This is a genomic window from Streptomyces sp. NPDC055103 (assembly GCF_053607625.1).
This window is the reverse complement of the sequence record NZ_JBSGTX010000055.1, coordinates 13,110-34,184: the sequence shown is the minus strand read 5'-3', so window position 1 is coordinate 34,184 and position 21,075 is coordinate 13,110. Positions and strand designations below refer to the sequence as shown.

Annotated in this window: 22 protein-coding genes; 11 read left to right on the top strand and 11 right to left on the bottom strand. The window is 71.3% G+C overall.

What is annotated here, in order from left to right; translation table 11 throughout:
• Positions 1 to 63: 63 nt before the first annotated feature.
• Complete coding sequence (purU, locus tag ACWFR1_RS29030; RefSeq protein WP_453556235.1) at positions 64 to 915, bottom strand: formyltetrahydrofolate deformylase; 852 nt, start codon at positions 913 to 915, stop codon at positions 64 to 66.
• A 60-nt stretch (positions 916 to 975) separates the two neighbouring features.
• Complete coding sequence (locus tag ACWFR1_RS29025) at positions 976 to 1,419, bottom strand: SCO4402 family protein (RefSeq protein ID WP_453556232.1); 444 nt, start codon at positions 1,417 to 1,419, stop codon at positions 976 to 978.
• Between the two features lie 203 nt (positions 1,420 to 1,622).
• Here ACWFR1_RS29025 and ACWFR1_RS29020 point away from each other — a divergent pair, with 203 nt between their 5' ends.
• Positions 1,623 to 2,900 carry an ABC transporter substrate-binding protein gene (locus ACWFR1_RS29020; protein ID WP_453556230.1) on the top strand — a complete coding sequence of 426 codons (1,278 nt, stop codon included), beginning with the start codon at positions 1,623 to 1,625 and terminating at the stop codon, positions 2,898 to 2,900.
• A 9-nt stretch (positions 2,901 to 2,909) separates the two neighbouring features.
• Here the strand turns inward: ACWFR1_RS29020 and ACWFR1_RS29015 are convergent, their stop codons facing one another.
• Positions 2,910 to 4,346 carry a hypothetical protein gene (locus tag ACWFR1_RS29015; RefSeq protein ID WP_453556227.1) on the bottom strand — a complete coding sequence of 479 codons (1,437 nt, stop codon included), beginning with the start codon at positions 4,344 to 4,346 and terminating at the stop codon, positions 2,910 to 2,912.
• Positions 4,347 to 4,532: 186 nt separating this feature from the next.
• A complete protein-coding gene (locus tag ACWFR1_RS29010; protein ID WP_453556224.1) occupies positions 4,533 to 5,915 on the bottom strand; it encodes a transcriptional regulator in 1,383 nt (460 codons plus the stop codon).
• Between the two features lie 374 nt (positions 5,916 to 6,289).
• On the opposite strand from ACWFR1_RS29010, the gene ACWFR1_RS29005 reads away from it, so the two are divergent.
• From ACWFR1_RS29005 to ACWFR1_RS28985, 5 genes are all read left to right on the top strand, one after another.
• Positions 6,290 to 6,973 (top strand): bifunctional DNA primase/polymerase, encoded by a 684-nt coding sequence (locus tag ACWFR1_RS29005; protein WP_453556221.1) that lies wholly within the window; start codon positions 6,290 to 6,292, stop codon positions 6,971 to 6,973.
• A gap of 74 nt (positions 6,974 to 7,047) precedes the next feature.
• On the top strand, positions 7,048 to 7,938 hold the full coding sequence (locus ACWFR1_RS29000) for an ABC transporter ATP-binding protein (RefSeq protein WP_453556218.1): 891 nt from the start codon (positions 7,048 to 7,050) through the stop codon (positions 7,936 to 7,938).
• Positions 7,938 to 9,572, top strand: a complete 1,635-nt coding sequence (locus ACWFR1_RS28995; protein WP_453556215.1) for a transporter — start codon at positions 7,938 to 7,940, stop codon at positions 9,570 to 9,572. The genes ACWFR1_RS29000 and ACWFR1_RS28995 overlap by 1 nt, the downstream gene beginning before the upstream one ends.
• 500 nt (positions 9,573 to 10,072) lie before the next feature.
• Positions 10,073 to 10,315 (top strand): hypothetical protein, encoded by a 243-nt coding sequence (locus tag ACWFR1_RS28990; RefSeq protein ID WP_453556212.1) that lies wholly within the window; start codon positions 10,073 to 10,075, stop codon positions 10,313 to 10,315.
• Positions 10,315 to 10,509, top strand: coding sequence for a hypothetical protein (locus ACWFR1_RS28985; protein ID WP_453556209.1), 195 nt, complete (start codon positions 10,315 to 10,317; stop codon positions 10,507 to 10,509). The genes ACWFR1_RS28990 and ACWFR1_RS28985 overlap by 1 nt, the downstream gene beginning before the upstream one ends.
• Positions 10,510 to 10,815: 306 nt before the next feature.
• Here ACWFR1_RS28985 and ACWFR1_RS28980 read toward each other — a convergent pair whose 3' ends face one another.
• Positions 10,816 to 11,208, bottom strand: a complete 393-nt coding sequence (locus ACWFR1_RS28980; protein ID WP_453556206.1) for a nuclear transport factor 2 family protein — start codon at positions 11,206 to 11,208, stop codon at positions 10,816 to 10,818.
• A 308-nt stretch (positions 11,209 to 11,516) separates the two neighbouring features.
• Between ACWFR1_RS28980 and ACWFR1_RS28975 the strand changes: the two genes are divergently transcribed.
• A complete protein-coding gene (locus tag ACWFR1_RS28975; protein ID WP_453556203.1) occupies positions 11,517 to 11,966 on the top strand; it encodes a hypothetical protein in 450 nt (149 codons plus the stop codon).
• 234 nt (positions 11,967 to 12,200) lie between these two features.
• Here ACWFR1_RS28975 and ACWFR1_RS28970 read toward each other — a convergent pair whose 3' ends face one another.
• The 3 genes from ACWFR1_RS28970 to ACWFR1_RS28960 all read right to left on the bottom strand — a co-directional run bounded on the left by ACWFR1_RS28970 (position 12,201) and on the right by ACWFR1_RS28960 (position 14,798).
• Positions 12,201 to 12,944 carry a VOC family protein gene (locus ACWFR1_RS28970; protein WP_453556200.1) on the bottom strand — a complete coding sequence of 248 codons (744 nt, stop codon included), beginning with the start codon at positions 12,942 to 12,944 and terminating at the stop codon, positions 12,201 to 12,203.
• 101 nt (positions 12,945 to 13,045) lie between these two features.
• Complete coding sequence (locus ACWFR1_RS28965; protein ID WP_453556197.1) at positions 13,046 to 14,221, bottom strand: hypothetical protein; 1,176 nt, start codon at positions 14,219 to 14,221, stop codon at positions 13,046 to 13,048.
• A gap of 166 nt (positions 14,222 to 14,387) precedes the next feature.
• Complete coding sequence (locus ACWFR1_RS28960) at positions 14,388 to 14,798, bottom strand: hypothetical protein (RefSeq protein WP_453556194.1); 411 nt, start codon at positions 14,796 to 14,798, stop codon at positions 14,388 to 14,390.
• An 81-nt stretch (positions 14,799 to 14,879) separates the two neighbouring features.
• On the opposite strand from ACWFR1_RS28960, the gene ACWFR1_RS28955 reads away from it, so the two are divergent.
• The gene (locus tag ACWFR1_RS28955) at positions 14,880 to 15,698 is read left to right on the top strand and encodes a helix-turn-helix domain-containing protein (RefSeq protein ID WP_453556191.1); all 819 of its coding nucleotides are present in this window, start codon (positions 14,880 to 14,882) and stop codon (positions 15,696 to 15,698) included.
• The gene (locus ACWFR1_RS28950; protein WP_453556188.1) at positions 15,695 to 15,928 is read left to right on the top strand and encodes a DUF397 domain-containing protein; all 234 of its coding nucleotides are present in this window, start codon (positions 15,695 to 15,697) and stop codon (positions 15,926 to 15,928) included. Before ACWFR1_RS28955 ends, ACWFR1_RS28950 begins: the two co-directional genes overlap by 4 nt.
• Before the next feature lie 82 nt (positions 15,929 to 16,010).
• Here the strand turns inward: ACWFR1_RS28950 and ACWFR1_RS28945 are convergent, their stop codons facing one another.
• Positions 16,011 to 16,871 carry a hypothetical protein gene (locus ACWFR1_RS28945; RefSeq protein ID WP_453556185.1) on the bottom strand — a complete coding sequence of 287 codons (861 nt, stop codon included), beginning with the start codon at positions 16,869 to 16,871 and terminating at the stop codon, positions 16,011 to 16,013.
• A gap of 120 nt (positions 16,872 to 16,991) precedes the next feature.
• On the opposite strand from ACWFR1_RS28945, the gene ACWFR1_RS28940 reads away from it, so the two are divergent.
• The gene (locus tag ACWFR1_RS28940) at positions 16,992 to 18,062 is read left to right on the top strand and encodes a phosphotransferase (RefSeq protein WP_453556182.1); all 1,071 of its coding nucleotides are present in this window, start codon (positions 16,992 to 16,994) and stop codon (positions 18,060 to 18,062) included.
• Positions 18,063 to 18,106: 44 nt separating this feature from the next.
• Here the strand turns inward: ACWFR1_RS28940 and ACWFR1_RS28935 are convergent, their stop codons facing one another.
• Positions 18,107 to 19,042, bottom strand: coding sequence for an alpha/beta fold hydrolase (locus ACWFR1_RS28935; protein ID WP_453556179.1), 936 nt, complete (start codon positions 19,040 to 19,042; stop codon positions 18,107 to 18,109).
• A 464-nt stretch (positions 19,043 to 19,506) separates the two neighbouring features.
• Here ACWFR1_RS28935 and ACWFR1_RS28930 point away from each other — a divergent pair, with 464 nt between their 5' ends.
• Positions 19,507 to 20,262, top strand: coding sequence for a hypothetical protein (locus ACWFR1_RS28930; RefSeq protein WP_453556176.1), 756 nt, complete (start codon positions 19,507 to 19,509; stop codon positions 20,260 to 20,262).
• A gap of 62 nt (positions 20,263 to 20,324) precedes the next feature.
• Here the strand turns inward: ACWFR1_RS28930 and ACWFR1_RS28925 are convergent, their stop codons facing one another.
• On the bottom strand, positions 20,325 to 21,014 hold the full coding sequence (locus tag ACWFR1_RS28925) for a metal-dependent transcriptional regulator (RefSeq protein ID WP_024760001.1): 690 nt from the start codon (positions 21,012 to 21,014) through the stop codon (positions 20,325 to 20,327).
• Positions 21,015 to 21,075 lie beyond the last annotated feature (61 nt).

The following is a 21,075-nucleotide window of genomic DNA, read 5'->3' as shown; positions in this document are numbered from 1 at the left end:
CCGGGTCAGGCCGCCGGGGCCACCGGGTCCGCCCGCCGGCTGTGACCGCCGGGGGTCGCCGGGTCAGGCGAAGACGACCGTGCGGCGGCCGTTGAGCAGGATCCGGCGCTCCGCGTGCCACTTCACCGCGCGGGCCAGTGCCTGGCACTCCACGTCGCGGCCCACCGCGACCAGCTGGTCCGGGGTCACCTGGTGGCCCACCCGCTCGACCTCCTGCTCGATGATCGGGCCCTCGTCGAGGTCCGCCGTCACGTAGTGCGCGGTCGCGCCGATCAGCTTCACACCGCGCGTGTGCGCCTGGTGGTAGGGCTTGGCGCCCTTGAAGCTCGGCAGGAAGGAGTGGTGGATGTTGATGATGCGGCCGGAGAGCTGCTTGCACAGGTCGTCGGAGAGCACCTGCATGTAGCGGGCGAGGACGACCAGCTCGACGTTCTCCTCGCGGACCAGGGCGAGGAGTTCCGCCTCGGCCTCCGCCTTGTTGTCCTTCGTCACCGGAATGTGCCGGAACGGGATCCCGTACGAGCCGACGAGCTCCGCGAAGTCCGTGTGGTTGGAGACGACCGCGACGATCTCCACCGGCAGCGCGCCGATCCGCGAGCGGAACAGCAGGTCGTTCAGGCAGTGCCCGAACCTGGAGACCATGAGGACGACCCTCATGCGCTCGTCGGAGAGGTGGATCTGCCAGTCCATCCCGAAGGAGTCCCCGACCGCCGTGAAGCTCGCCCGGAGCTTCTCCACGTTCACCGGGGCCTCGGCCGAGAAGTGGACCCGCATGAAGAAGAGACCGGTGTCGCGGTCCCCGAACTGCTGGCTGTCCTCGATGTTGCATCCCGTGATGAACAGATAGCTCGACACGGCGTGCACGATGCCCTTTTTGTCCGGGCACGAGAGGGTGAGGACGTACTGGTCGGTCATCCCGTCAGCCTGCCACACCGGGCAGGCCGACCAGGGCCACCGTCCGCCAGACGGAACACCTCAGGACCGGGTCATGATACGGAGCACGTCCAGGGAGCGCGGGGGCGTGTCGGGGTCCTCCCCGTCGGCCTGCGCCATCCGTACGTGTGCCTCGCGGGCGGCCCGTACGGCCTCGGGCCAGCCCTGGTGCTCCAGGTAGGCGGAGACGGGCGCGTCCGGGCCCACCTGATGCATGATGCGCAGCACGCGGAGCACGGCGACGTCGACGAGGGCTGCCTCGCCGGTGTCGCGGAAGACCGCGCCCACGTACTTCTCCGCGGACCAGTTGTCGAGCCAGGTGTCCTCGACGAGGCGGTAGACGGCGTCGGTGACGTCGCCGTACCCCTCCTGACCGGGCAGCCAGGTCGTCTCGTGGAACACGGGGTCGGAAAGCATGTGCAGCGCGGAACGCACGTTGATGCGCCAGCGCCACCAGGGCATGTCGTTGAGCGGCATGCCGCCCATGGTGGAGGAGCGACGGCCGCGACGGGAAGAGTTAACCGAACCGGAGACTGGACTGGACACGTTTCGATCGTACGTTCCCTTGCGACATAAGCGGACTCACCCCCTCCTCATAGCCCTCCGGCCCCGGTAATTCACCTTCACGTCACCCTCCGTTGAACCGCGCTCACTCCCGCGTTACCCGTGAGGCGGAAATGTGCATGCCCATGACCGGTAGGCGACTGACCTCACTCCTCGCGTACGTCACGACCGCGGCGGCCGGAGCGTCGCTGCTCACCGGGTGTGGCGTGCTCCCTGGAGCCACGGGGGGCTCCAGGGAGCCCGTCACGGTGATGACCTGGGCTCCCGACCAGACCCAGGCGACCAATATGCCCGGAATGCCCGCGATGGCGCAGGCATACGCCCGATGGGTGAACTCCCAGGGCGGCATCGACGGCCACGAACTCCGCGTACTCACCTGCAACGAACAGAACACCAGCGCCGGCGCCGCCGCCTGCGCCCGCCGGGCCGTCCGCGAGAACGCGGTCGCGGTCGTCGGCTCGTACAGCCAGAACGGCAGCGCGTTCATGGCGCCCCTCGAAGCCGCGGGCGTCCCGTACATCGGCGGCTACGGCATCTCGGAGGACGAGTTCACCAGCTCGCTCTCCTACCCCGTCAACGGCGGGCAGGCCTCCCTCATCGCCGGCCACGGCATGCAGCTGGCCGAGTCCTGCCGCCGGGTCTCCCTCGTCCGGCCCGACACCGTCGCCGGCGACCGGCTCCCCGACCTCCTCAACTCCGGCCTCCGCAAGGCCAGTCACAGCGGCGCGATCGACATCCCGGCCGTCGAGGACGCCGCCCAGTACGCCGAGCAGGCCGGCCGGGCCCGCGACAGGGCGGGCGCCGAGGACGGCTGCGTCGCCGCCGTCCTGGGCGAGCGCACCCAGACCTTCTTCGACTCCTTCCGGCGCCTGCCGAAGGACGAGAAGAACGGCGGCTCCGCCAAGAAGAGCGACACCGTCCGTATCTCCTCGGTGCTGGGCAGCGTCGCCCAGCCCGTCATCGACCGCACCGGCGGCGCCCGCAGCCCCTTCGAGGGCGCGTACGTCACCGGCTGGTACCCGGAGGCCTCCGACAAGAGCTGGGCGCCGATGCGCAAGGTCATCCAGGAACACGCCTTCGCCGACAACCGCGTCGACCCGGCCGACGCCGGCGTCCAGACCACCTGGATCGCCTACACGGTCCTCAGGTCGGTCGTCGAGTCCCTCGACAGCGACCGGATCAGCGCCGAACAGATCACCCACGCCCTCGACCGGGGCGCGCGCATCGACACCGGCGGCCTGACCCCCGCCCTGCGCTGGAAGTACGAGGACCTCCTCGGCGCACCCGGCCTCACCCGGGTCGTCAACCACGAGGTGACGTTCCAGGTCGTCCGCCAGGGGCGGCTCGTCGCGCAGAAGCCCGGCTTCGTCGACGTCGGCGAAACGGTGCTCAGCGTCCCGTAACGGCTCCGGCTACAGCTGGGTGGGCGTCCGCTTGTCCAGTCCGTACTTCGTGGCGGTCGGGTTCCACAGCCCGGCCGCCTGACGCTTGGCCGTGGTGGCCTCGCCGCTCTTCTTCTCGGCCTCCACCAGATGGCCGGTGCTCCTGGCCCTGCCGTCCTTGCAGGCCTTCTTGGCCTTCATCTGGATCGCCCAGGCCGCGTAGTGGTCGTCCGCCGAGGCCGAGGCCTGCCAGGCCTTGGTCAGCGCGGCCGTCAGCGCGGGGCTGTTCGGGATCTTGTCCACCGAGAGCGACTTGAGCTGGGTCACCAGGCCCCGGCGCTGGTCGGCGGCGCCCCGCAGGTCCTTCGCCGCCTTGTCGAGGTCCTTGCACTGCTGGATCTTCGCGACCGAACTGATCACCGTGTCACGGCTGCTGTTGCTGGTCGCGAGGAGCTTGTCCAGCTCCTTGGCCTGCGGCTCCGCCGGGTCGGCCGGCTTCTCCGCGGACGGCTCGGTGGTGGCGGAGGGCGCGGCGGAGCTCGCCGCGACGTTCTGCCCGGGCGCCTTGGGGTCCTTCTCGTCCTCGCCGCTGAGCAGCATCCCGGCGCCGAGGCCGACGACCGCGCAGCCGACGACGACGGCCGCGATCAGCGCGACCGGCGACTTGCGGCGCGGCGGCTCGGGGTCGTCGTCGTAGTAGGCGTCCTCGTAGGCGTACTGCTGGGGCGGCTGCGGCGGCTGGTAGCCCTGCTGCGGCCCCTGGTGCTGCTGGTACGCCGGCGGGCCGGGCTGCTGGTAGCCCTGCTGCTGCGGGGCCCGCGGCGCCTCCGTACGGAAGAGGCTGTCGAACTCCGCGGGCGGCTGCCGCTCACCGGACCCGTGCCCCTGAGGCGGTACGGGGGCGATGTACTGGGTCGCGTCCGAGGCGCCCGCGCCCGGCTGCCCGGGCCCCTGGTGCGCGAGCGGGCCCGTCCCCAGGAACTGGGGCTCGGAGCCCGCGCCGGGCCGTGGCGGGACGGCGGAGATGTGCTGCGTCGCCTGCATGTCCCCGGCGGACTGCGCGGCCGGCGGCGGGTAGCCGTACCCCGGCTGCTGCGCCTGCACCGGCGGCATCGCGCCCGGGACCGGTGCGATGTGCTGGGTCGCCTGCATGTCGCCGGCGGCCGGGCCACCGGGCCCCGGGTAGCCGTACCCGGGCTGGGGCGCGGCCTGCTGCGGTATCGGCGGCGCCTGGGGCGCGGCCTGCTGCGGCGGGATCGGCGGCAGGTACTGCGTGGACTGCATGTCGGCGGCGCCCGGCGTCGCCTCCGGGGGCAGCGGCTGCGCGGGCGGCAGCGGCTGCCCGCCCGGCTGACCACCGGCGGGACCCCAGGCGCCGCCCCACGGCTGAGCTCCCCCATGGGCACCGTCGTGCGCGGGGGGCACCGCCGGGTACTGCGGCTCCGGACCCTGTCCGTTCTGCGTCACCGGGACTCCTACTGATGGACCTACGGAATCGTCGGCTCACGCTACCGGGTGCGCCCGGCGCTCCGCACACACGTGTGAGCCCGGTTACACAACCTCCTTGCACAGCGACCTCGCACGACGACGGGCACGACGCGACCCGGACGGTGACGGGCACGGCGACGTACACGCCGACGGGCCGAGGGTGCCCTACGCCGCCGACAGGTCCATCCGCGCGCTGAACTCCCGTACCACCGCCTCCCCCGCGTACGGCTCCAGGCTCTCCCTCAGGTCCTCCAGATACTCCGCACCCCGCGACGACCGCAGCGTGCCCAGGAGTTCGAGCGCCCGCGTCCCCGTCCGGCAGGCCTGCTCCACCTCCCGCTGCTGCACCTGCGCCGAGGCCAGCAGGGCCAGACCGATCGCCCGGCGCCGCGCCCGCGTCTCCGGGTGCCCCGTGATCGACTCCCGCGCCGCCCGCGCCGCCTCCTCCGCCTGCCCCAGGTCCCGATAGCAGTGCGCCAGTTCGTCCGCGAGATAGGCGTGGTCGAAGTGCGCGATCCACACCGGGTCGTCACCGGCCTCCGGATCGGCCTGCTCAAGGGCCCGTACGGCACGGCCCGCCGCCGTCTCGAAGGAACTGTGGTCCCCCATCAGCGCGTGCCCGCGCGCCTCGGCCGCGAGGAACATCGCCTCCGCCCGCGGCGGCACCTTCCCCCGCGCCCCCTCCTGCGCCGCCCGCGCCAACTGGGCGATCTCCCGGGGGTTCCCGAGCTGCGCGGCGAGGTGGCTCATCGACGCGGCGAGGACGTAGCCGCCGTAGCCCCGGTCCCCCGCCGCCTGCGCGAGCCGCAGCGCCTGGATGTAGTACCGCTGCGCGAGCCCCGGTTCGCCCGTGTCCACCGCCATGTACCCGGCGAGTTCGGTCAGCCGCGCGGCCGCCGCGAACAGCTGCCGGCCCACGGCCTCCCGGTACGAGCCCGAGAGCATCCCCGACACCACGCTGTTGAGGTAGTGGACCACCACCGGCCGCACATGGCCGCTGCCGAACCGCCGGTCGAGGTCGACCAGCGCGCTCGTCATCTCCCGTACCGCCGCGACGTCCGCGACCCCGACGCGCGCGCCCGCGAGCCGTGCCACGTGCGCGTCCGGCCCGGTGATCAGCCAGTCCCTGCTGGGCTCGACGAGCGCGGAGGCCGCGACCGTGGAACCCGTGAGGAAGTCCCGGCGGCCCACGTCGCTGCGCCACAGCTCGCAGACCTGCTCGATCGCCCCGAGGACGGTCGGCGCGAACTGCAGGCCCACACCGGCGGCGAGGTTCCGGCCGTTCGCCATCCCGACCTCGTCGATCGTGACCGTCCGCCCGAGCTTGCGGCCCAGCGCCTCCGCGATGATGCCCGGCGCCCGGCCGCGCGGCTGCTGCCCGCGCAGCCACCGCGCCACCGACGTCTTGTCGTACCGCAGGTCGAGGCCGCGCTCCGCGCCGACCATGTTGACTCTGCGGGCGAGGCCGGCGTGCGAGCAGGCCGCCTCCTGGATGAGCGCCTGGAGCCGTTCGTTGGGTTGACGCGCGACGAGTGGCCTGGCTGCCATGAGTTACCCCCTGAGGCCGAGCGGTGATCACGGATGCAGTGATCAACGAGAAGTGATCACTGCCCGGTGGATATCCGGTCAATGCCGATGTGAACACGCGAAACCGGACAGCCTGGTACCCCGGCATTCTGGACCGAGCCCGACAGCCTGGGCCAAGACAGCCTGGTACGCGGACAGTCCGGTAGCCGGGCACACGACGACACCGGACACGTCGGCCGCGACGCTGCCGCCGGCGCCCCCCACTGGTGCGTACCCACCCCCCGCTCCCCGGCCCCCCGCGCGCCCCCGTCGGTGCACCCGTGCGCCCCATGTGCAGGATCGATGCGTCACACCGCTCTCCCCCGCGCCCGTAACCCCAGGTGGCGGGGGCAGTTGTGTTCACCGTGGAAGAGACCATCGGAGTCACGGAAGCCGCACAGATCCCCCAGCAGCGAGGCGAGCAGCTGCTGGACAGCGCCGTGCGGTACGCGGAAGAGCGGCACTGGGACGTGTTCCCCGGGACCTGGCTTGAGGCCGTCGAGGGCAGGGAGCGCTGCTCCTGCGGTGCGGAGTGCGCCGTCCCCGGCGCGCACGCCGTCAAGCCCGACTGGTCGACCCAGGCCACGGGGAGCGGCGTCGGGGCTCGGCGCATGTGGTCGAAGACGCCGAAGGCGTCGATCCTGCTGCCGACGGGCCGGACGTTCGACGCGATCGAGGTGCCGGAGTCGGCCGGTTTCCTCGCGCTCGCCCGGATGGAGCGCATGGAGCTGACGCTCGGCCCCGTGACCTGCACGCCGGACCGCCGGATGTTCTTCTTCGTCCTGCCGGGCGCCGCCGTCAAGGTGCCCGACCTCGTCCGCAAGCTGGGCTGGGTGCCGGCCTCGATCGACCTCGTCACGCGCGGCGAGGGTCACTACGTCGCGGCCCCGCCCACCCGGATCGGCGGCGTCGGCGCGGTGCAGTGGGCGCGGCGCCCCACCCCGGCGAACCGCTGGCTGCCGGACGCGGAGGAGCTGATCAGCGCTCTCGCGTACGCGTGTGGCCGGGAAGCGGCGGAGGCCCGCAGCCGGGCGCAGTGATCCCTGGGCCGGTCCAGGCCTCACCCGTATGGTGGTGCCCGTATGTACGGGGACAACCGAAGGGTTGACAGACCATGCCTGACCAGGCATTTGACAGAGTATTCGAAAAGGCGGGCGCCGCAGCGGGCACCGCACCGGGTGACGGTGCGGTGCCCGCGGTGCGTGTCGAGGGGCTGTGGAAGCGTTTCGGCCAGCAGATCGCGGTGAACGGGATCGATCTCGTCCTGCCCGCGGGGAAGTTCATCGGGCTCGTCGGGCCCAACGGGGCCGGCAAGACCACCACCCTCTCCATGATCACCGGCCTGCTCCGGCCCGACCAGGGACGGATCCTGGTCGCCGGGCACGACGTCTGGGCGAACCCGGACTCGGTCGCCGAGGTGAAGGCGCGGATCGGGATCCTGCCGGAGGGCCTGCGGCTCTTCGAGCGGCTCTCCGGCCGTGAACTCCTCCTGTACAGCGGCCGGCTGCGGGGGCTGCCGGGTGCCGAGGTCGACAAGCGGGCCACGCAGCTCCTCGACGTCCTCGACCTGACCGGCTCGCAGAACAAGCTGGTCGTCGACTACTCGACCGGTATGCGCAAGAAGATCGGTCTGGCGGCCGCGCTGCTCCACAATCCCGAGGTGCTCTTCCTGGACGAGCCGTTCGAGGGCGTCGACCCGGTCTCGGCGCAGACCATCCGCGGGGTCCTGGAGCGGTACACCCGGTCCGGCGCGACCGTCGTCTTCTCCAGCCACGTCATGGAGCTGGTCGAGTCGCTCTGCGACTGGGTCGCCGTGATGGCGGCGGGCCGCATCCGCGCGCAGGGCCCGCTCGCGGAGGTCCGCGGCGACCGGCCCTCGCTCCAGGCGGCGTTCCTGGAGCTGGTCGGCGCGAACGGCCGCGAGACGGCCGGGGACTCCCTGGACTGGCTGGGCGGCGGGGCGGGCGCCTCGGGCGGGCCCGGCGCTTCCGGCGGGGCGCAGTGATGAGCGCGACCACGACCGCCGTCCCCACCGCCCCCGCACCGTCCCTCACGTCCACCTTCGTACGGCTCAAGCTGTCGCTGCTGAGGAACGGGCTGCGACAGTCGGGCGGGCGGACCGCCGCGTACATCGCCTCGATCGTCTTCGGCGTCCTCTTCGCCGCGGTGATCGTGCTGTCCTTCGTCCTCCTGCGGGGCAGCGCGGACGCCGACACGGTCGCGGTCCTCCTCACCGGGTCCCTCGCGCTGTCGTGGACGGTGATGCCGCTGTTCGTGCCGAGCGGCGACGAGACCCTCGACCCGTCGCGGCTCGTGATGCTGCCGCTGCGGCCCCGACCGCTGGTCCGGGCCCTGCTCGTGGCGTCCCTGGTGGGTGTCGGGCCGGTCATCACCCTGGTCCTGGTGTTCGGCGCGGCCCTGTCGGTCGCGCACGGCGCGGCCGCCGCCGTCGTCGCCGTCCTGGCGGTGCCGCTCGTCACGATCACCTGCGTGGCGATGTCCCGGGCGGTGGCCGCCGCCAACGTCCGGCTGCTGACCTCCCGCAAGGGCCGGGACCTGGCGCTGCTCAGCGGCCTGGTGATCGCGGTCGGCATCCAGGTGGTCAACTTCGGCGCCCAGCGCCTCGGCCAGGCCGGCGGCCTCGGACCGCTGGAACCTGCGGCGACCGTCGTCGGCTGGCTGCCGCCGGCCGCCGCGATCGGCGCGGTCGACGCGGCGAGTGACGGCGAGTACGCGGTGGTGGCGGCCCGGCTGCTGATCACGGCGGCGGCGCTGGCCGGGCTCGTGTACTGGTGGCAGCGAAGCCTGGTGCGGCTGATGGTCGAGCCGGACGGTTCGACGATCGGCGCGTCCTCCGGCGCGGACGCACGGGAGAAGTCCGGCGGTACGGGGCGGCTCGGCCGGCTCCTGCCGGGCGGGCGCACGGGCGCGGTCATGGAGCGGAGCCTGCGCTACATCTGGCGCGACCCGAAGACGAAGGCGGCGTGGGTGACCTCGCTGGCCATGGGTCTGATCGTGCCGCTGTTCAACGCCCTTCAGGGCGTGGGCACGATCTACTGGGCGTGCTTCGCCTCGGGCATGCTCGGCGTCCAGATGTACAACCAGTTCGGTCAGGACACCTCGGCGTTCTGGATGGTCGCGCAGACCATCTCCACGCCGGCCGACGCGTACGCCGAACTCCGGGCCAGGGCCCTGGCCCTCCTGTACGTCACCTTCCCCTTCACCCTTCTGGTGACGGTGTCGACGGCCGCCGTCCTCGGCGACTGGTCGGCCTTCCCGGAGGCGCTGGGCCTTTCGTTCGCGCTGCTCGGCGCGCTGGTGGGTTCGGGCGCGGTGGCCTCGGCGGTCTTCCCGTACTCGATCCCGCAGGACAGCGGCTACAAGAACGTGGTGCCGGGCCAGGGCGGTCTCGCCTGGATGTCGATCCTGGGCGGCATGGTCGGCTCGGCGCTGCTGTGCGCCCCGGTCATCGGCGCGACGGTCTACCTCCACGTCGCCGACCGTCAGTCCCTGCTGTGGCTCCTCCTCCCGGTCGGCACGCTCTACGGCGCGCTGCTGGTCTGGGCGGGCCTCAAGGTGGCGGCCCCCCGCACGGCGAGGCGCCTGCCGGAGATCCTGACGGCGGTCAGCAAGGGATAGCCGGGGTCGCGTAACCCCGTGGTCCGGGTCGCGTACTCCCGTGGTCCGGGTCGCGTACTCCCGCCGGAGACGCCGGAGCTCCTCTGCGCGGCGTGCGGCCACCGGATCTCGCCCCTAGGGACGGGCCCCGGAGCGGGTGTCGGGGTGAGGTCAGGGTCGGCTCCGGGTGATCACGGATGAGCAACGGGCGGTGTGGGCGCGAAGGTTGGTTCAGACGCGAGACAGCGAAGAACCGAGCCGAGCCGCCCGCACCGCCCCCCAGGAGCCACCGATGACCGCCCACACCCGCACCCGCCGCCTCCGCACCCGCCGCCTCCGTGCCCGGCGTCGTCTCGCCGTCACCGGCGCCGCGCCGGCGGCACTCGCCGCCGGTCTCGGCGCCGCCCCGACGGCGACGGCCACGCCGGTCACGCCGTACTCCTCCGCATCGGTACAGGCGTTGCTCGCCGGTCTGCCCGACGACGTGACGCTCCTTCGCCCACGAGCTGGAGCGGCGGATCGTGCGCCCCCTGGCCCTGCGGCCCACCGCGCTCTCCGAAGAACCGGCGATCGCCTGGTCCTGGGCGGAGGGCGGGCTGGGGTCCACCGCGCCCGACCTGGACAGATTCCTCCGCGCGCTGCTGGGCGGACGGGTACTCCCTCCGGCCCAGCAGCGGCACCTCTTCGAGATACCGACGGTTCCGGGCGCCCCCGAGAACACCAGCTGCCCCCGGCCATGGCCTGCTTCAGCGCCGGCGGGCTGATGGGGCTCGATCTCGACGGCACCAGGGTCTGGGGCAAGACCGGCTCCAGCGGCGGCTGGACGACCGGCGTCTTCGCAACCCCCGACGACCCGAACCGCCGGGTCGTCCACACCCTGCGCCCCGACACCCGGGCCACCCCCGAACTACAGCGAGAACGGGTCGTCTCCGTGGTCCGTGCCGCGCTCACCGACTAGGACTCGTTCTCGTAGAAGTGGAGGGTGGACACGGAGCGGACCGACCTGATCACGCCAAGGAGGCCGGACAGTTCCGCGGCGCAACGGCTCAACTGTGGGCGCTGTAAGGGCGTCTGACGGGGAAATGCGTTCGACGAAAGAAGGCTGTCGTGGACGAGGTCCTGGTGAGGGCAGTGGCGTGGGCTGCTCGGGGTGCGGCGCTTGCCCTCGACTACCTCAATCTGCGTGCCGGCTTGGGGCACTTCCGGCGCGACGTTCGAAGGAGCCGCCGCTAGTGCTGTGACCGCATAGGTTCGCTGGGGCCCCTCATCGGTCCGCTCGTGGCCAAGCGAACGGCTCGATCTCCCCCGCGAACACGATGACCTGGTCGATGAGGCTCCGCCGCAGATGGACGACGTCCGTTCCCGCCAGGCGGGGTCCTCCGTCCGGCGTCGTGAAGACCCACTGGTACCGGGCCCACTCGTCCGGCATGTCCACCGCCGAACAGCGCACCATCGTGCCGGTCCCCGCGGGGTGGCGCCGGATGTCCAGCACGAACCGCTCGACCGCCTCGATCCCCTCACTGCGGCCCAACGGTCCCCAGAAGACCACGTCCGAGGTGAGGGCCTGGGAGAGCAGCGCGGTCACATAGCTGTCGTCCGAGGCGTTGAACGCGGAGATGAACGTGTCGATCGCGGACCGCGCGGTCTCTTCCTGCATGCACCAGTACTACCACTCGCCTCGCGGACCGCGCTCGTCCCGTGAGCCGTCTCCCGACCACGGTGAACCATCCCGGTCACAGCACTGGCGTCGGGCAGGGCGCAGTCGATACACCCGGCCTGGTGCCGCCCAATGGGTCGTGTGAGCTGATCAGGGCCGTGACAGAGGCGCAAATGAGCTTCTCCGAAGGCGCCGTCGTCGGGCTCGCCGGCACTGAGAGCTCGTCGCCGATCCGCCCACCTGCGCCTGCGTCGGCCGGTTGAGAAACGTGGTTGCGGCGGATCAGGCGGATGCGGCCATACTCCGGCATGAGTAGAGACGCCGAGGTCATCGTGCTCGCCCGCTGGTCGGACGAAGTGATGGAACCGTTGACCCAGGACGACCCGGAACGCACGTGGCGAGGTCGCCTCGTCCCGATAGCGGGGCACTGGGGCTACGAGTTCGGGTGGGCCCTGGAGTTCGAGAAGATGGGTGCCCGCCAGGGCCTGCTCAGGCACCTGGAGTCGCTGCCGTGGCCGAATCCGCATACGGTGCAAGTTCTGCTTCGCGACCAGGACGACGACTGCTTCGGGCTATGGATGTTCCAGGAGGGCCGGCTGGTGGAAGTCACCATTCCGCGCACCGAGCGTTTCCATCAGCCGGCACCACCCAACGAGGACTTCGAACCCGACCCGGGCATGCTGCTGCGCACCGACCAGAACACGGCTCTGCCCGAGCAGACCCCAGAAGCACGCCGCGACACCCGCTCACCCTGGTAGACCGCGTTCGACGGCTCATCTTGGGACGTCAGCATCCCGTTGATTTGAGTGTCCTGGGACTGTGGTCCTCGTATCCAGTGGGCGAAGGTCGGCTTCTCCGGACGAGCCGGGAGAGTGCCGCCATCGACTTCGCCACGTCCATGGCCACCGCTGGTGTCTCCAGCGCCCCGGCGCACCGCGTGCCCGTTCCGGGCGGCCCCCTACGAGGGCGCCGGCCGGAGCCGCCGGCCGAGGTCAGCGGGCAGCGAGGAGGCAGAACTCGTTGCCCTCCGGGTCGGCCAGAACCGTCCAGTGGATCGCGGACCGGTCAAGGCCGATAGCCGGGTCGGTGGCGCCCAGGGCGCGCAGTCGGGCCTCTTCCGCTTCCACGTCGCCGTCGGCGTAGGGGCGGACGTCGAGGTGTACGCGGTTCCACCCGTTCTTGGCGTCAGGGGTGCGGACGAACTCCAGGTAGGGGCCGACGTCTTGGGCGGAGCGCATGGTCGCGTGGTCGTCGGCGACCTCGTGCAGCTTCCAGTCCGTCGCCTGGTCCCAGAACCGGGCCATCGCTCGCGGGTCGGCACAGTCGACCACCACGGCGGCGATCGGCCCGGTGTCCTGGTAGAGCTCCCGGGGCTCCAGGACACAGAACTCGTTGCCCTCCGGATCCGCCATGACCGTCCAGGGGACGTCCCCCTGACCCACGTCGGCGAGCGTCGCGCCGAGCCCCTTCAAGCGCGCGACCAGCTCCTCCTGATGCGCGGTCGACGTGGTGGCCAGATCAAGGTGCACCCGGTTCTTCCCCGTCTTGGCTTCCGGGCGGGCGATGATGTCGATGACGACGGCCTCGGGGGCGGGGTACGAGAAACCCACGGGTTCCAGGTTCGTCACACCGGGCCCCTCGCTGTGGACACCCCAGCCGAGTACCTCCGCCCAGAACCCGCCGAGCGCGGCGTCGTCGTGGGCCTTCATGTTGATCTGCACGAGTCTCGTTGTCATGCCGCAGATCCTAGAAGTCGCCGTCTCCCCGGGCGCCGCGACCAGACATGCGCTCGCCCCGGTTCCGGCCGCCCGGTCGTCCCCGGGACGGACGGCGGCCCTCAGGTGATCAGGCCCTGGGCGTACTTGTCGAAGTGGTCCCGCCAGACCACGGGGCTGCTGTCGGGGCGGCTCCGAGGCCGGGCGTAGCGGCGTTCGTGCTCCTCCCAGGCCGCTTCCTGGCGGCACGGGCGGCAGTGGGTCTCGTCGGCCGTCGGACGGAACACGTGCGGGTTCCCCGGGCCCTCACAGGCGATCAGCGGCGCCGGGCGGGAGGGCGGCCCGGGCGGGGCCTCCTGGGCGGCCGGGGGGGTCGGGGCGCCCAAGGGGGTCTGGGCGCCCAAGGGGGGCGGGGCGGCAAAGGGGGTCGGGGCCTCAGGGGCGTCCGGAACCGGCATCTTCACCGTCAGGCGGTGCCGGAGGAAGCCCACCGCCGACCGCACGCCGTTGCCCGGCAGGTACGCCGTCAGGGCCCGGCGCAGATCGGCCGCCGGGACGCCGCGACGGAGCCATTCCGCCGCCTGATCGGCCAGCCCCCGCGCCTCCCGGACGCCGAGCAGCAGGTCTGTGTGGGAGTGGCGGAGGGAGAGCAGTAGCCGCTCAGCCAGGATGAGTTCCGGGTCGGTGCCGGATTCGGCGGCGGGTGGGGCGGTGGGGTCTGTCTCGACGGCGACCTCGGGGGGCGGCTCGGCCTCCGTATCGGCGGGAGGGTGGGCCTCCACCTCGGTCGGCGGCTCGGGGTCCGGGTCCGGGTCCGGGTTCGGCTCCGGGTCCGGGTTCGGGTCCGGCGCCAGCTCCTGCTCCTGCTCCTGCTCCTGCTCCTGCTCCGGTTCGCGTTGCGCCTGCGCCTGCGCTTTGGAGGGTGGGTGGGGAGAGGTCTTATCCCGGTCTTTGTCTCCAGGTAGGTAACTTCCGGCTTTCCGGCCCCTTGGAAAACCGACGGTCGGGACCTGCTCACTCGGCGACTCGGGCGGCGGATTCCCGTCCCGGACATCCCCCGCCTCGTCACGCGTGAGGGTGACGTTCGACATGAGCTGCTCGGTGACCCACCGCCCGCGCCCGTCCTGCCACTTCCACTCGTGCAGGTAACCGCTCTCGACCAGGTCCTTCTTGGCCTTGCGGTACTTTCGGTAGTTCCACCCCAGCTCGTCTTCGGCAACCTTGCCGAGGGGCCCGTCGCAGGCGGACTCGGGGAGCTCCTGGACCGTGAGCAGCAGGATCTTCGCGTCGCTGTCCATCCGGCGGTGACGGATGACGCTGTTCGAAGACTTCGTATAGCCGCGCGTAGGCGCGATAACATGCCGAAGCATTTCTGGTGGACTGCTTTCCACTGGGCGTGAAGGTCCTCGGATGGTGTTGGCGCACCCCCGGGGACCGCTCCATTTACGGAGCGTGATAACACGACTACCGTAGCGCAGACTTTACGGTCCAATGCAACAACTCCGCCTCTACGAACGGATCTTCGAGCGTCGGCCGCGACCGCCAGTCCAACGGCCAGGTCAGCCCGTGCAGCGCCGGAATCCCGACGTACGCCTCACTCCTGCCGCTCCCGCTCAGCGCCCTCGTCGGCGCCGGCCACGCGAAGTCGCCTGCGGCGCGCGGCGGCAGCAGAAAGTACAGGTTCTTCTCGCCCGTGGCCTCGCGGACGATCGGGCCCGCCTGGAAATCCGTGAACGACATGGTCCGGTACGCGACGTCCTCACCGAGGAAGCCCCCGATCCGTACGGCGTCGAAGTGCACGCCCGCGTGACGGAGAGCGTGACCGGTCGCGGGAACCCAAGAGGGTTCGGTGTCAAGCGACTTGCGCAGATTCATGCGGCCAGCTTGGAGGGCGTGGTCTGCTGTGACCAGCGACACAGTCCGTTTGTGCAGGACTGTGCACTCGGGAGGTCGGGTGTGAACAACGAGAAGAAGGGGAGCCCGGGGGCCGCGAAGGCCTTCGGTGCGCTCCTGCGCTTCTACCGCGAGCGGGCAGGCATCTCACAGGAGGCACTGGGCCGGGCGACCGGATATTCCAAGTCCCAGGTGGCCATGATCGAGCGCGGGGAGCGGCGGGCGAAGGGGAACTTCGTCGACATCGCGGAGGAGTTGCTGGGTGCACAAGGTGCACTTCGGGCCGTGGCCGGGGAGGTCACTGCGAGCGGCATCGCCGCCTGGTTCGAGGACTACCTGGAGGAGGAGGCCAAGGCGGCGGGCATCCACATGTACGAGAACCATCTGATCCCTGGGCCGCTCCAGACACCGGAGTACGCGCGGGCCGTCTTCCACTGCGCCGTCCCGGCGCTGGAGGACGAGGAGATAGAGGCCGGCGTCGCGGCCCGGATCAAGCGCCAGGAGCTCTTCACCCGCAGGCCCGCGCCGCTGGTGACCTTCGTCCTCGAGAAGGCCGCGCTGACCAAGCCGCTCGGCGGGCCGGAAGTGCTCCGGAAGAACCTGCTGTACGTGCGTGAGTGCGCCGACCTGCGGAACGTCACCATCCAGGTGATGCCGGAGGACCGGAGGACGCACGCCGGGCTCAACGGGCCGTTCATCCTTCTTGAGACCGAGCGCCGCCAAGGCCAACTCGTCTACGTCGAGGGTCAGGGCGGCAGGTACTTTCTCAGCGAGCAGCCGGACGTGGGGGACTGCTTCGCCCGCTACGGCACCCTGCGGGCACAGGCCCTCACACCGGAGGAATCGGCACAACTCATCGAACAGGTGGCACGAGAGCTATGAGCACCGACCTCAACTGGTTCAAGAGCAGCTACAGCGGCGACCAGGGCGGCAACTGCGTCGAGGTTGCCCTCTCCTGGGCCAAGTCCTCCTACAGCGGCCCCCAGGGCGGCGACTGCGTCGAGGTCGCCTCCTGTGCGGATGCCGTGCACGTTCGGGACTCCAAGGATCTTGCTGTTCCCTCCTTCTCCGTCTCCCCCGGTGCCTGGTCCGCGTTCCTCGACGCCGTCTGATCAACAGATCAGCAGATCGGTAGCGGGCCGAGGCGCCGTACCCTCGGCCCGCTGTCGCCGGTCTTGCTTGCCTTGCTCGCCCTCAGCCGCCCGGCGTGATGGCGTATTCGTCGTACATCCCCTGGACCGCGCCGATCGCCATGACGATGTCTCCGGCGCAGATCCCCAGGCCGAAGAGCAGGAGGCCCAGGGCGAAGGCGGTGTGCCACGTCTTGCTCAGCCGCGCGTACGTGACGGTCACGGTGCCGGGCTTCTTCGGGTGGTAGGCGACCTGGACGGTCGCTGCGCTGCCCTTTTCGTACACGCGACGGTTCGCGCCGTGCAGGTCGGTGTACATGTAGTTGCCCGAACGGCCGAACAGGTCGCTCGTGTTCTCGTACCGCACCGCCTCGACGGTGATGCCGTACCGGGGCAGGTACCACTCGTCGTACGCCATCTTCGTCGCGAAGGCGCCGAACCCGGCGAGAGTCACGCCCACCGGGGCGGTCACCAGGAACGCGATCGCGAGGACCGCCGGGCCCAGGATCCCGACGGTCACGGTCACCGCGACGATCACGAGGGCGGCCACCCACGTCCAGCGCTTGAGCCTGCGCTTGCGCGCGTCCTTGTCGGACTCCGTCAGCGCGCGGACGGTGACGAGGGTCGCGCCGTCGATCTCCCCGGCCTCCCCCGCGTGCGCGGGCAGAGTCGCGTTCACGGCGTCGGCGAACATCGTCGCCGCCGCCTCGCTCACACCCTCGACCCGGTGCACCGCCGGGGCCTTCCCGGCCGGGGCGGTGAGCTCCACGGCGACGGCGCGGCCCTCCGCGCGGATCTGCCGGACGGCCTGGAGCGGGATCCGCGCCTCCTCGGCCGCCCGGCTCAACACCAGGGCGTCACCTTCGGATTGGAGTACGGCTCCGCCGGAGCCGCGCAGGACGGGTATCGGTGAGCTGAGAGACATGGGCGTGATCGTAGGGGCGAGCGAGGGATCGGGCGACTGATCGGGCGACTGTTCACGCGGCTGATCGCGTGGCTGACCGAGCCCCCGGCCGAGGGCAGGGCTGCGGCTACGCTCCTCGGCATGCTGAAACGTTTACCGTTCCCTGAGGATCTGCTCTCCACCGTGGGCACCCCCGCGCAGGTCGAACTCCTGGACAGCAGTCCCCGGTCACGGGTGTGGCGGGTGCGGCTGGCCGACCAGCGGCTGGTGATCGTCAAGCAGATCACCGACGAGGGGGACGCGGACGCCGACGCGGACACGCGCTTCGCGCGTGAACTCGCCGGGCTGCGCCTGGCGGGCCGGCCCTCCGGGCCCGCCGCGACCCGCTCCGTCGCCCCCGCCGTGCTCGCCACGGACCCGTCCTCGCGGGTGATGGTCCTTGAGCACGTGGCCGATCTCGGCAGGACGGACGACTGGATGCCGGGGTACGCCGAGGCGCTCGCCCGGCTGCACGCCCTGACCGGACCCGCCGACGCCGGCGCGCTGCCGGTCGCTTCGGGGCCCACGGACTCGGACGCGGAGTCGTTCCTCGCCCTGGCCAGGGCGCTCGACGTGCCCGTACCGTCCACGGTTCCCGATGAACTCGCCGGGCTCCTTGAGCGGTTGGACCCCACGTCGCACCATGCGCTGCTGCACGGCGACCCCTGCCCCGGCAATGATCTGCGCACCGCCGACGGTGTCCGCTTCGTCGACTTCGAGCGGGCCTCCCTCGGCAACGGTCTGGTCGAACTCGCCTACTTCCGCATCGGTTTCCCCACCTGCTGGTGTGCCATGTCGGTCACCGCGACCCCGCTCGCGGAGGTCGAGGACGTCTACCGGACCACCTGGCGCGGCCTCACCGGGAAGGACGTGCCGGGTGACCTCGCCGACGCGTGCGCGGGCTGGCTGATCCAGGGCGACGCGCTCGTCGAAAGGGCCCACCGAGGGACAGCCGACCAGCTCGCCCGGGTGCCCGCCGAGGACTTCGAGTGGGGCAACGCCTCCGCCCGCGAGCGGCTCGTCCACCGCCTGGGCGTGGTCGCCGGCATGACCCGCGACCACGATCACCTGCACGCCCTCGGCCGCCTCAGTTCCGCCCTGGCCGACCGCCTGCTCGAACGCTGGTCGCAGCTGCGTCCGCTGCCCACGCCTGACACCCGCCCTTGGTACTGAGGGGCCTACTGAGGGGCCTACTGAGGGCGCACCAAGGGTGCTTCTTACGGGGTGAGGACGCCGTTCAGGAAGGGTTCCACGGCTTCGCTCCAGGCCTCCGGGTGTTCGTAGTGGAGGAGATGGCCCGCGTCGGGGATCTCCGCGTACGCCCCGTGGGGCAGGACCCTGACCATCTCCTGGGCCTCGGCGCGGCCCAGTTCGCCGTCGAGGCCGCGGACGACGAGCGTGGGGCAGCGGACCTGGGCGAGCGAGTCCCAGTGGGCGTCGTGGACCCATGTCTCGCGGGAGGTCAGCATCTGCGCCGGGTCGAAGACCGGGCGCCAGCCGTCCGGGTGCTCGGCCATCACCTCGGCGAAGAAGGCGGCCCTGGCGGGGTTCGGGCGCTCGACCCACGGGTCGTCCTCGCCGAACCAGCGGCGGACGGCGTCCAGCGAGGGGAAGGGCGCGGGCCAGCCCCGGAACCAGTCCTGCCAGGCGCGCTGCGAGGCGGCGCCGAGGGCGGAGGCCCGCATGTCGCAGATGACGAGGGCGCGGACCAGGTCGGGGCGCTCGGCGGCGAGCTGCCAGGCGGTGAGGGCGCCCATGGAGTGGCCGACGAGGGTGACCGGGCCGAGGCCCAGCTGCTCGACGGCGGCGGCCGCGTCCGCGACGTACGCCTCGCGGGTGAAGGGGCCGGCGGCCGGCTTCTGGCTGTGGCCGTGGCCGCGCTGGTCGAGGGCGACGATGCGGTGTCGGCCGGTGAGGCGGCGCACGGCGGGGGCCCAGTGGGCGGCGTGGCCCATGAGGCCGTGGAGGAGTAAGACGCCGGAGCCGTGGGCGGCGGCCTGCGGGGCGGTGGGCGTCGGTCCGCCTCGTGGGGCGGACCGGGGGGCGGGCGGCCGCGGGACGGCCTTCAGGTCTCCTTCGCCGGTCAGCGGTGTGTAGTCCCAGGCCGCAAGGCGTACGCCGTCGGCCCCGGTGACGTCGAGTCGTCGCGCCATGTCCCTGGCACCCCCTCTTTCCCGTCGAACCGCATCAGACTATCGAACTCGCATTCGAAAATGCGCTCCTGCCACCCAACACCCCTCGTTCGAGTGACAGGACTCAAGGATTGACTCGCGCCGCCGAGGGGAGATCTTGAACGGGAGGCGGACCTCTCGGGGAAAAGTGGTCCGACGGGAACGACCTTGAGAGCTCGGGGCTCCAGGTCGGAACAGGGGAGGACAGGCCCCGGCGCCGGAAGGCGCCGGGGCCCTCTGTCGTTCATGGGTCCCATCGGCCCGCCCCCCCCTTCCGCGCCCGGCCACGTTCATGCTTTCAGCGTGGCACGACAAGGGGGCGGGCGTGGCGATTCCGCCGTAAACCGGGGCGGACGACGGCGTGTTGACGACACCGCAGCCGTCCCGCGACCCATTCGTGACCGGGGCACTTGCAACCATCGAGGTCCCGCGCGGGTCGATCAGACGTGACCTCCCAGCAAATACTCGTGCAGGGCTCGTCGACCGCCGCCCTCGGACCCGACCACCTCGCGCTCACCGAAGAAGGCGGCCGGGTACGGATCGAGATCCCCTACGCGGCCATCAAACGCGTGGCCATGGCCGACGGCGAGACGCTGATCAGGGTCCTCCTCACCGATCAGGAGACCTACGGGATCCCCGTCGGGAACCCGACCGCCACCGAGGCGTTCCTCACCGCCCTGGAAAAGGCCCTTCCCGAGGAACGGGACCCGGCCGGAAGCGCGTTGGTCGTCACCAAGGAGAAGAAGACCGGCGGGGCCTGGATGCTGTGGAGCACCCTGCTCGCCTTCCTCGGCTACACCGTCTGGGTCGGCGTCGCCTACTACGTCGACATGGCCCTTCTCACCTTCGCGTCGACTCTCGCCGCCCTCTTCGGCCTGGCCTGCCTCGTCAGCGTCGTCGGCAAGATCCGCCACCGGGTCATCTGCGCCCGCCGCGGCATCACTGTCCTCTGCACCCTGCCTCGCCACCCCAACGGATGGCGGGAGCACTTCACCTTCACCGACACCAGCGGGAACGTGCACCACAGCAACGACAAAACGAGCGACCAGAACGGCTATGTCGTCTACGTCCCGGAGCGCCCGAGCATCAACGTCATCCGGAAGCCGCTCGCCTGGCTGCTCGTGAAGTACACCTTCGGCCTGGTCGTCCCGCTCGGGATCCTCGTACTCGGCGTCCTGGGCATCGCGGTCCCCTACCTCTGACGGACGCCGTACGTCCCCGAGGGCTCAGCCCCCAGGGACGTACGGACGCGGACGCGAACGCGTCAGCGCTTCGCGACGAACACGTGCGCCGCGACGTCCGCGTCCAGCTCGGCGGCCTCGCCGCTGCTGCCCACCAGGACACCGCCCGGGGACTCCGTCACCGACACCACGGAACCGGGCTGCACGCCCGCCCTCCGCAGCGTGTACATCAGCTGGGCGTCCGTCTGGATCGGCTCGCCGATGCGGCGCACGACCACCGTCTTGCCGCCGCTCGCGTCCAGGTCCGCGAGGGAGACCATCGAGTCGTCGAGGAAGGCCTCGGCCTCCGCCTTCTCGCCCAGCTCCTCCAGGCCCGGGATCGGGTTCCCGTACGGCGACTCCGTCGGGTGACGCAGCAGCTCCAGCACCCGCCGCTCCACGGCCTCGCTCATCACGTGCTCCCAGCGGCACGCCTCCGCGTGGACCTGCTCCCACTCCAGGCCGATCACGTCGACGAGCAGACACTCCGCGAGGCGGTGCTTGCGCATGACGCGGGTGGCGAGGCGGCGGCCCTCGTCCGTCAGCTCCAGATGGCGGTCACTCGCCACGGCCACCAGGCCGTCACGCTCCATCCGGGCCACCGTCTGGCTCACCGTTGGACCGCTCTGGTCGAGCCGCTCGGCGATCCGGGCACGCATGGGGACCACACCTTCCTCCTCAAGCTCGAGGATGGTGCGGAGATACATCTCCGTTGTGTCGATCAGTCCGGACATACGTGCCCCTCGATGAGTCGTGCGCTGGCCCTGCCCCAATTCTGACGCATCGCGCCGACAA

Excerpts from the sequence above, each read along its gene's own strand:
- purU (WP_453556235.1), bottom strand. The coding sequence starts at position 915 with ATGACCGACCAGTACGTCCTCACCCTCTCGTGCCCGGACAAAAAGGGC.
- ACWFR1_RS29025 (WP_453556232.1), bottom strand. The coding sequence starts at position 1,419 with ATGGGCGGCATGCCGCTCAACGACATGCCCTGGTGGCGCTGGCGCATC.
- ACWFR1_RS29020 (WP_453556230.1), top strand. The coding sequence starts at position 1,623 with ATGACCGGTAGGCGACTGACCTCACTCCTCGCGTACGTCACGACCGCG.
- ACWFR1_RS29010 (WP_453556224.1), bottom strand. The coding sequence starts at position 5,915 with ATGGCAGCCAGGCCACTCGTCGCGCGTCAACCCAACGAACGGCTCCAG.
- ACWFR1_RS29000 (WP_453556218.1), top strand. The coding sequence starts at position 7,048 with ATGCCTGACCAGGCATTTGACAGAGTATTCGAAAAGGCGGGCGCCGCA.
- ACWFR1_RS28995 (WP_453556215.1), top strand. The coding sequence starts at position 7,938 with ATGAGCGCGACCACGACCGCCGTCCCCACCGCCCCCGCACCGTCCCTC.
- ACWFR1_RS28985 (WP_453556209.1), top strand. The coding sequence starts at position 10,315 with ATGGGGCTCGATCTCGACGGCACCAGGGTCTGGGGCAAGACCGGCTCC.
- ACWFR1_RS28980 (WP_453556206.1), bottom strand. The coding sequence starts at position 11,208 with ATGCAGGAAGAGACCGCGCGGTCCGCGATCGACACGTTCATCTCCGCG.
- ACWFR1_RS28975 (WP_453556203.1), top strand. The coding sequence starts at position 11,517 with ATGAGTAGAGACGCCGAGGTCATCGTGCTCGCCCGCTGGTCGGACGAA.
- ACWFR1_RS28970 (WP_453556200.1), bottom strand. The coding sequence starts at position 12,944 with ATGACAACGAGACTCGTGCAGATCAACATGAAGGCCCACGACGACGCC.
- ACWFR1_RS28965 (WP_453556197.1), bottom strand. The coding sequence starts at position 14,221 with ATGGACAGCGACGCGAAGATCCTGCTGCTCACGGTCCAGGAGCTCCCC.
- ACWFR1_RS28960 (WP_453556194.1), bottom strand. The coding sequence starts at position 14,798 with ATGAATCTGCGCAAGTCGCTTGACACCGAACCCTCTTGGGTTCCCGCG.
- ACWFR1_RS28950 (WP_453556188.1), top strand. The coding sequence starts at position 15,695 with ATGAGCACCGACCTCAACTGGTTCAAGAGCAGCTACAGCGGCGACCAG.
- ACWFR1_RS28945 (WP_453556185.1), bottom strand. The coding sequence starts at position 16,871 with ATGTCTCTCAGCTCACCGATACCCGTCCTGCGCGGCTCCGGCGGAGCC.
- ACWFR1_RS28940 (WP_453556182.1), top strand. The coding sequence starts at position 16,992 with ATGCTGAAACGTTTACCGTTCCCTGAGGATCTGCTCTCCACCGTGGGC.
- ACWFR1_RS28935 (WP_453556179.1), bottom strand. The coding sequence starts at position 19,042 with ATGGCGCGACGACTCGACGTCACCGGGGCCGACGGCGTACGCCTTGCG.
- ACWFR1_RS28925 (WP_024760001.1), bottom strand. The coding sequence starts at position 21,014 with ATGTCCGGACTGATCGACACAACGGAGATGTATCTCCGCACCATCCTC.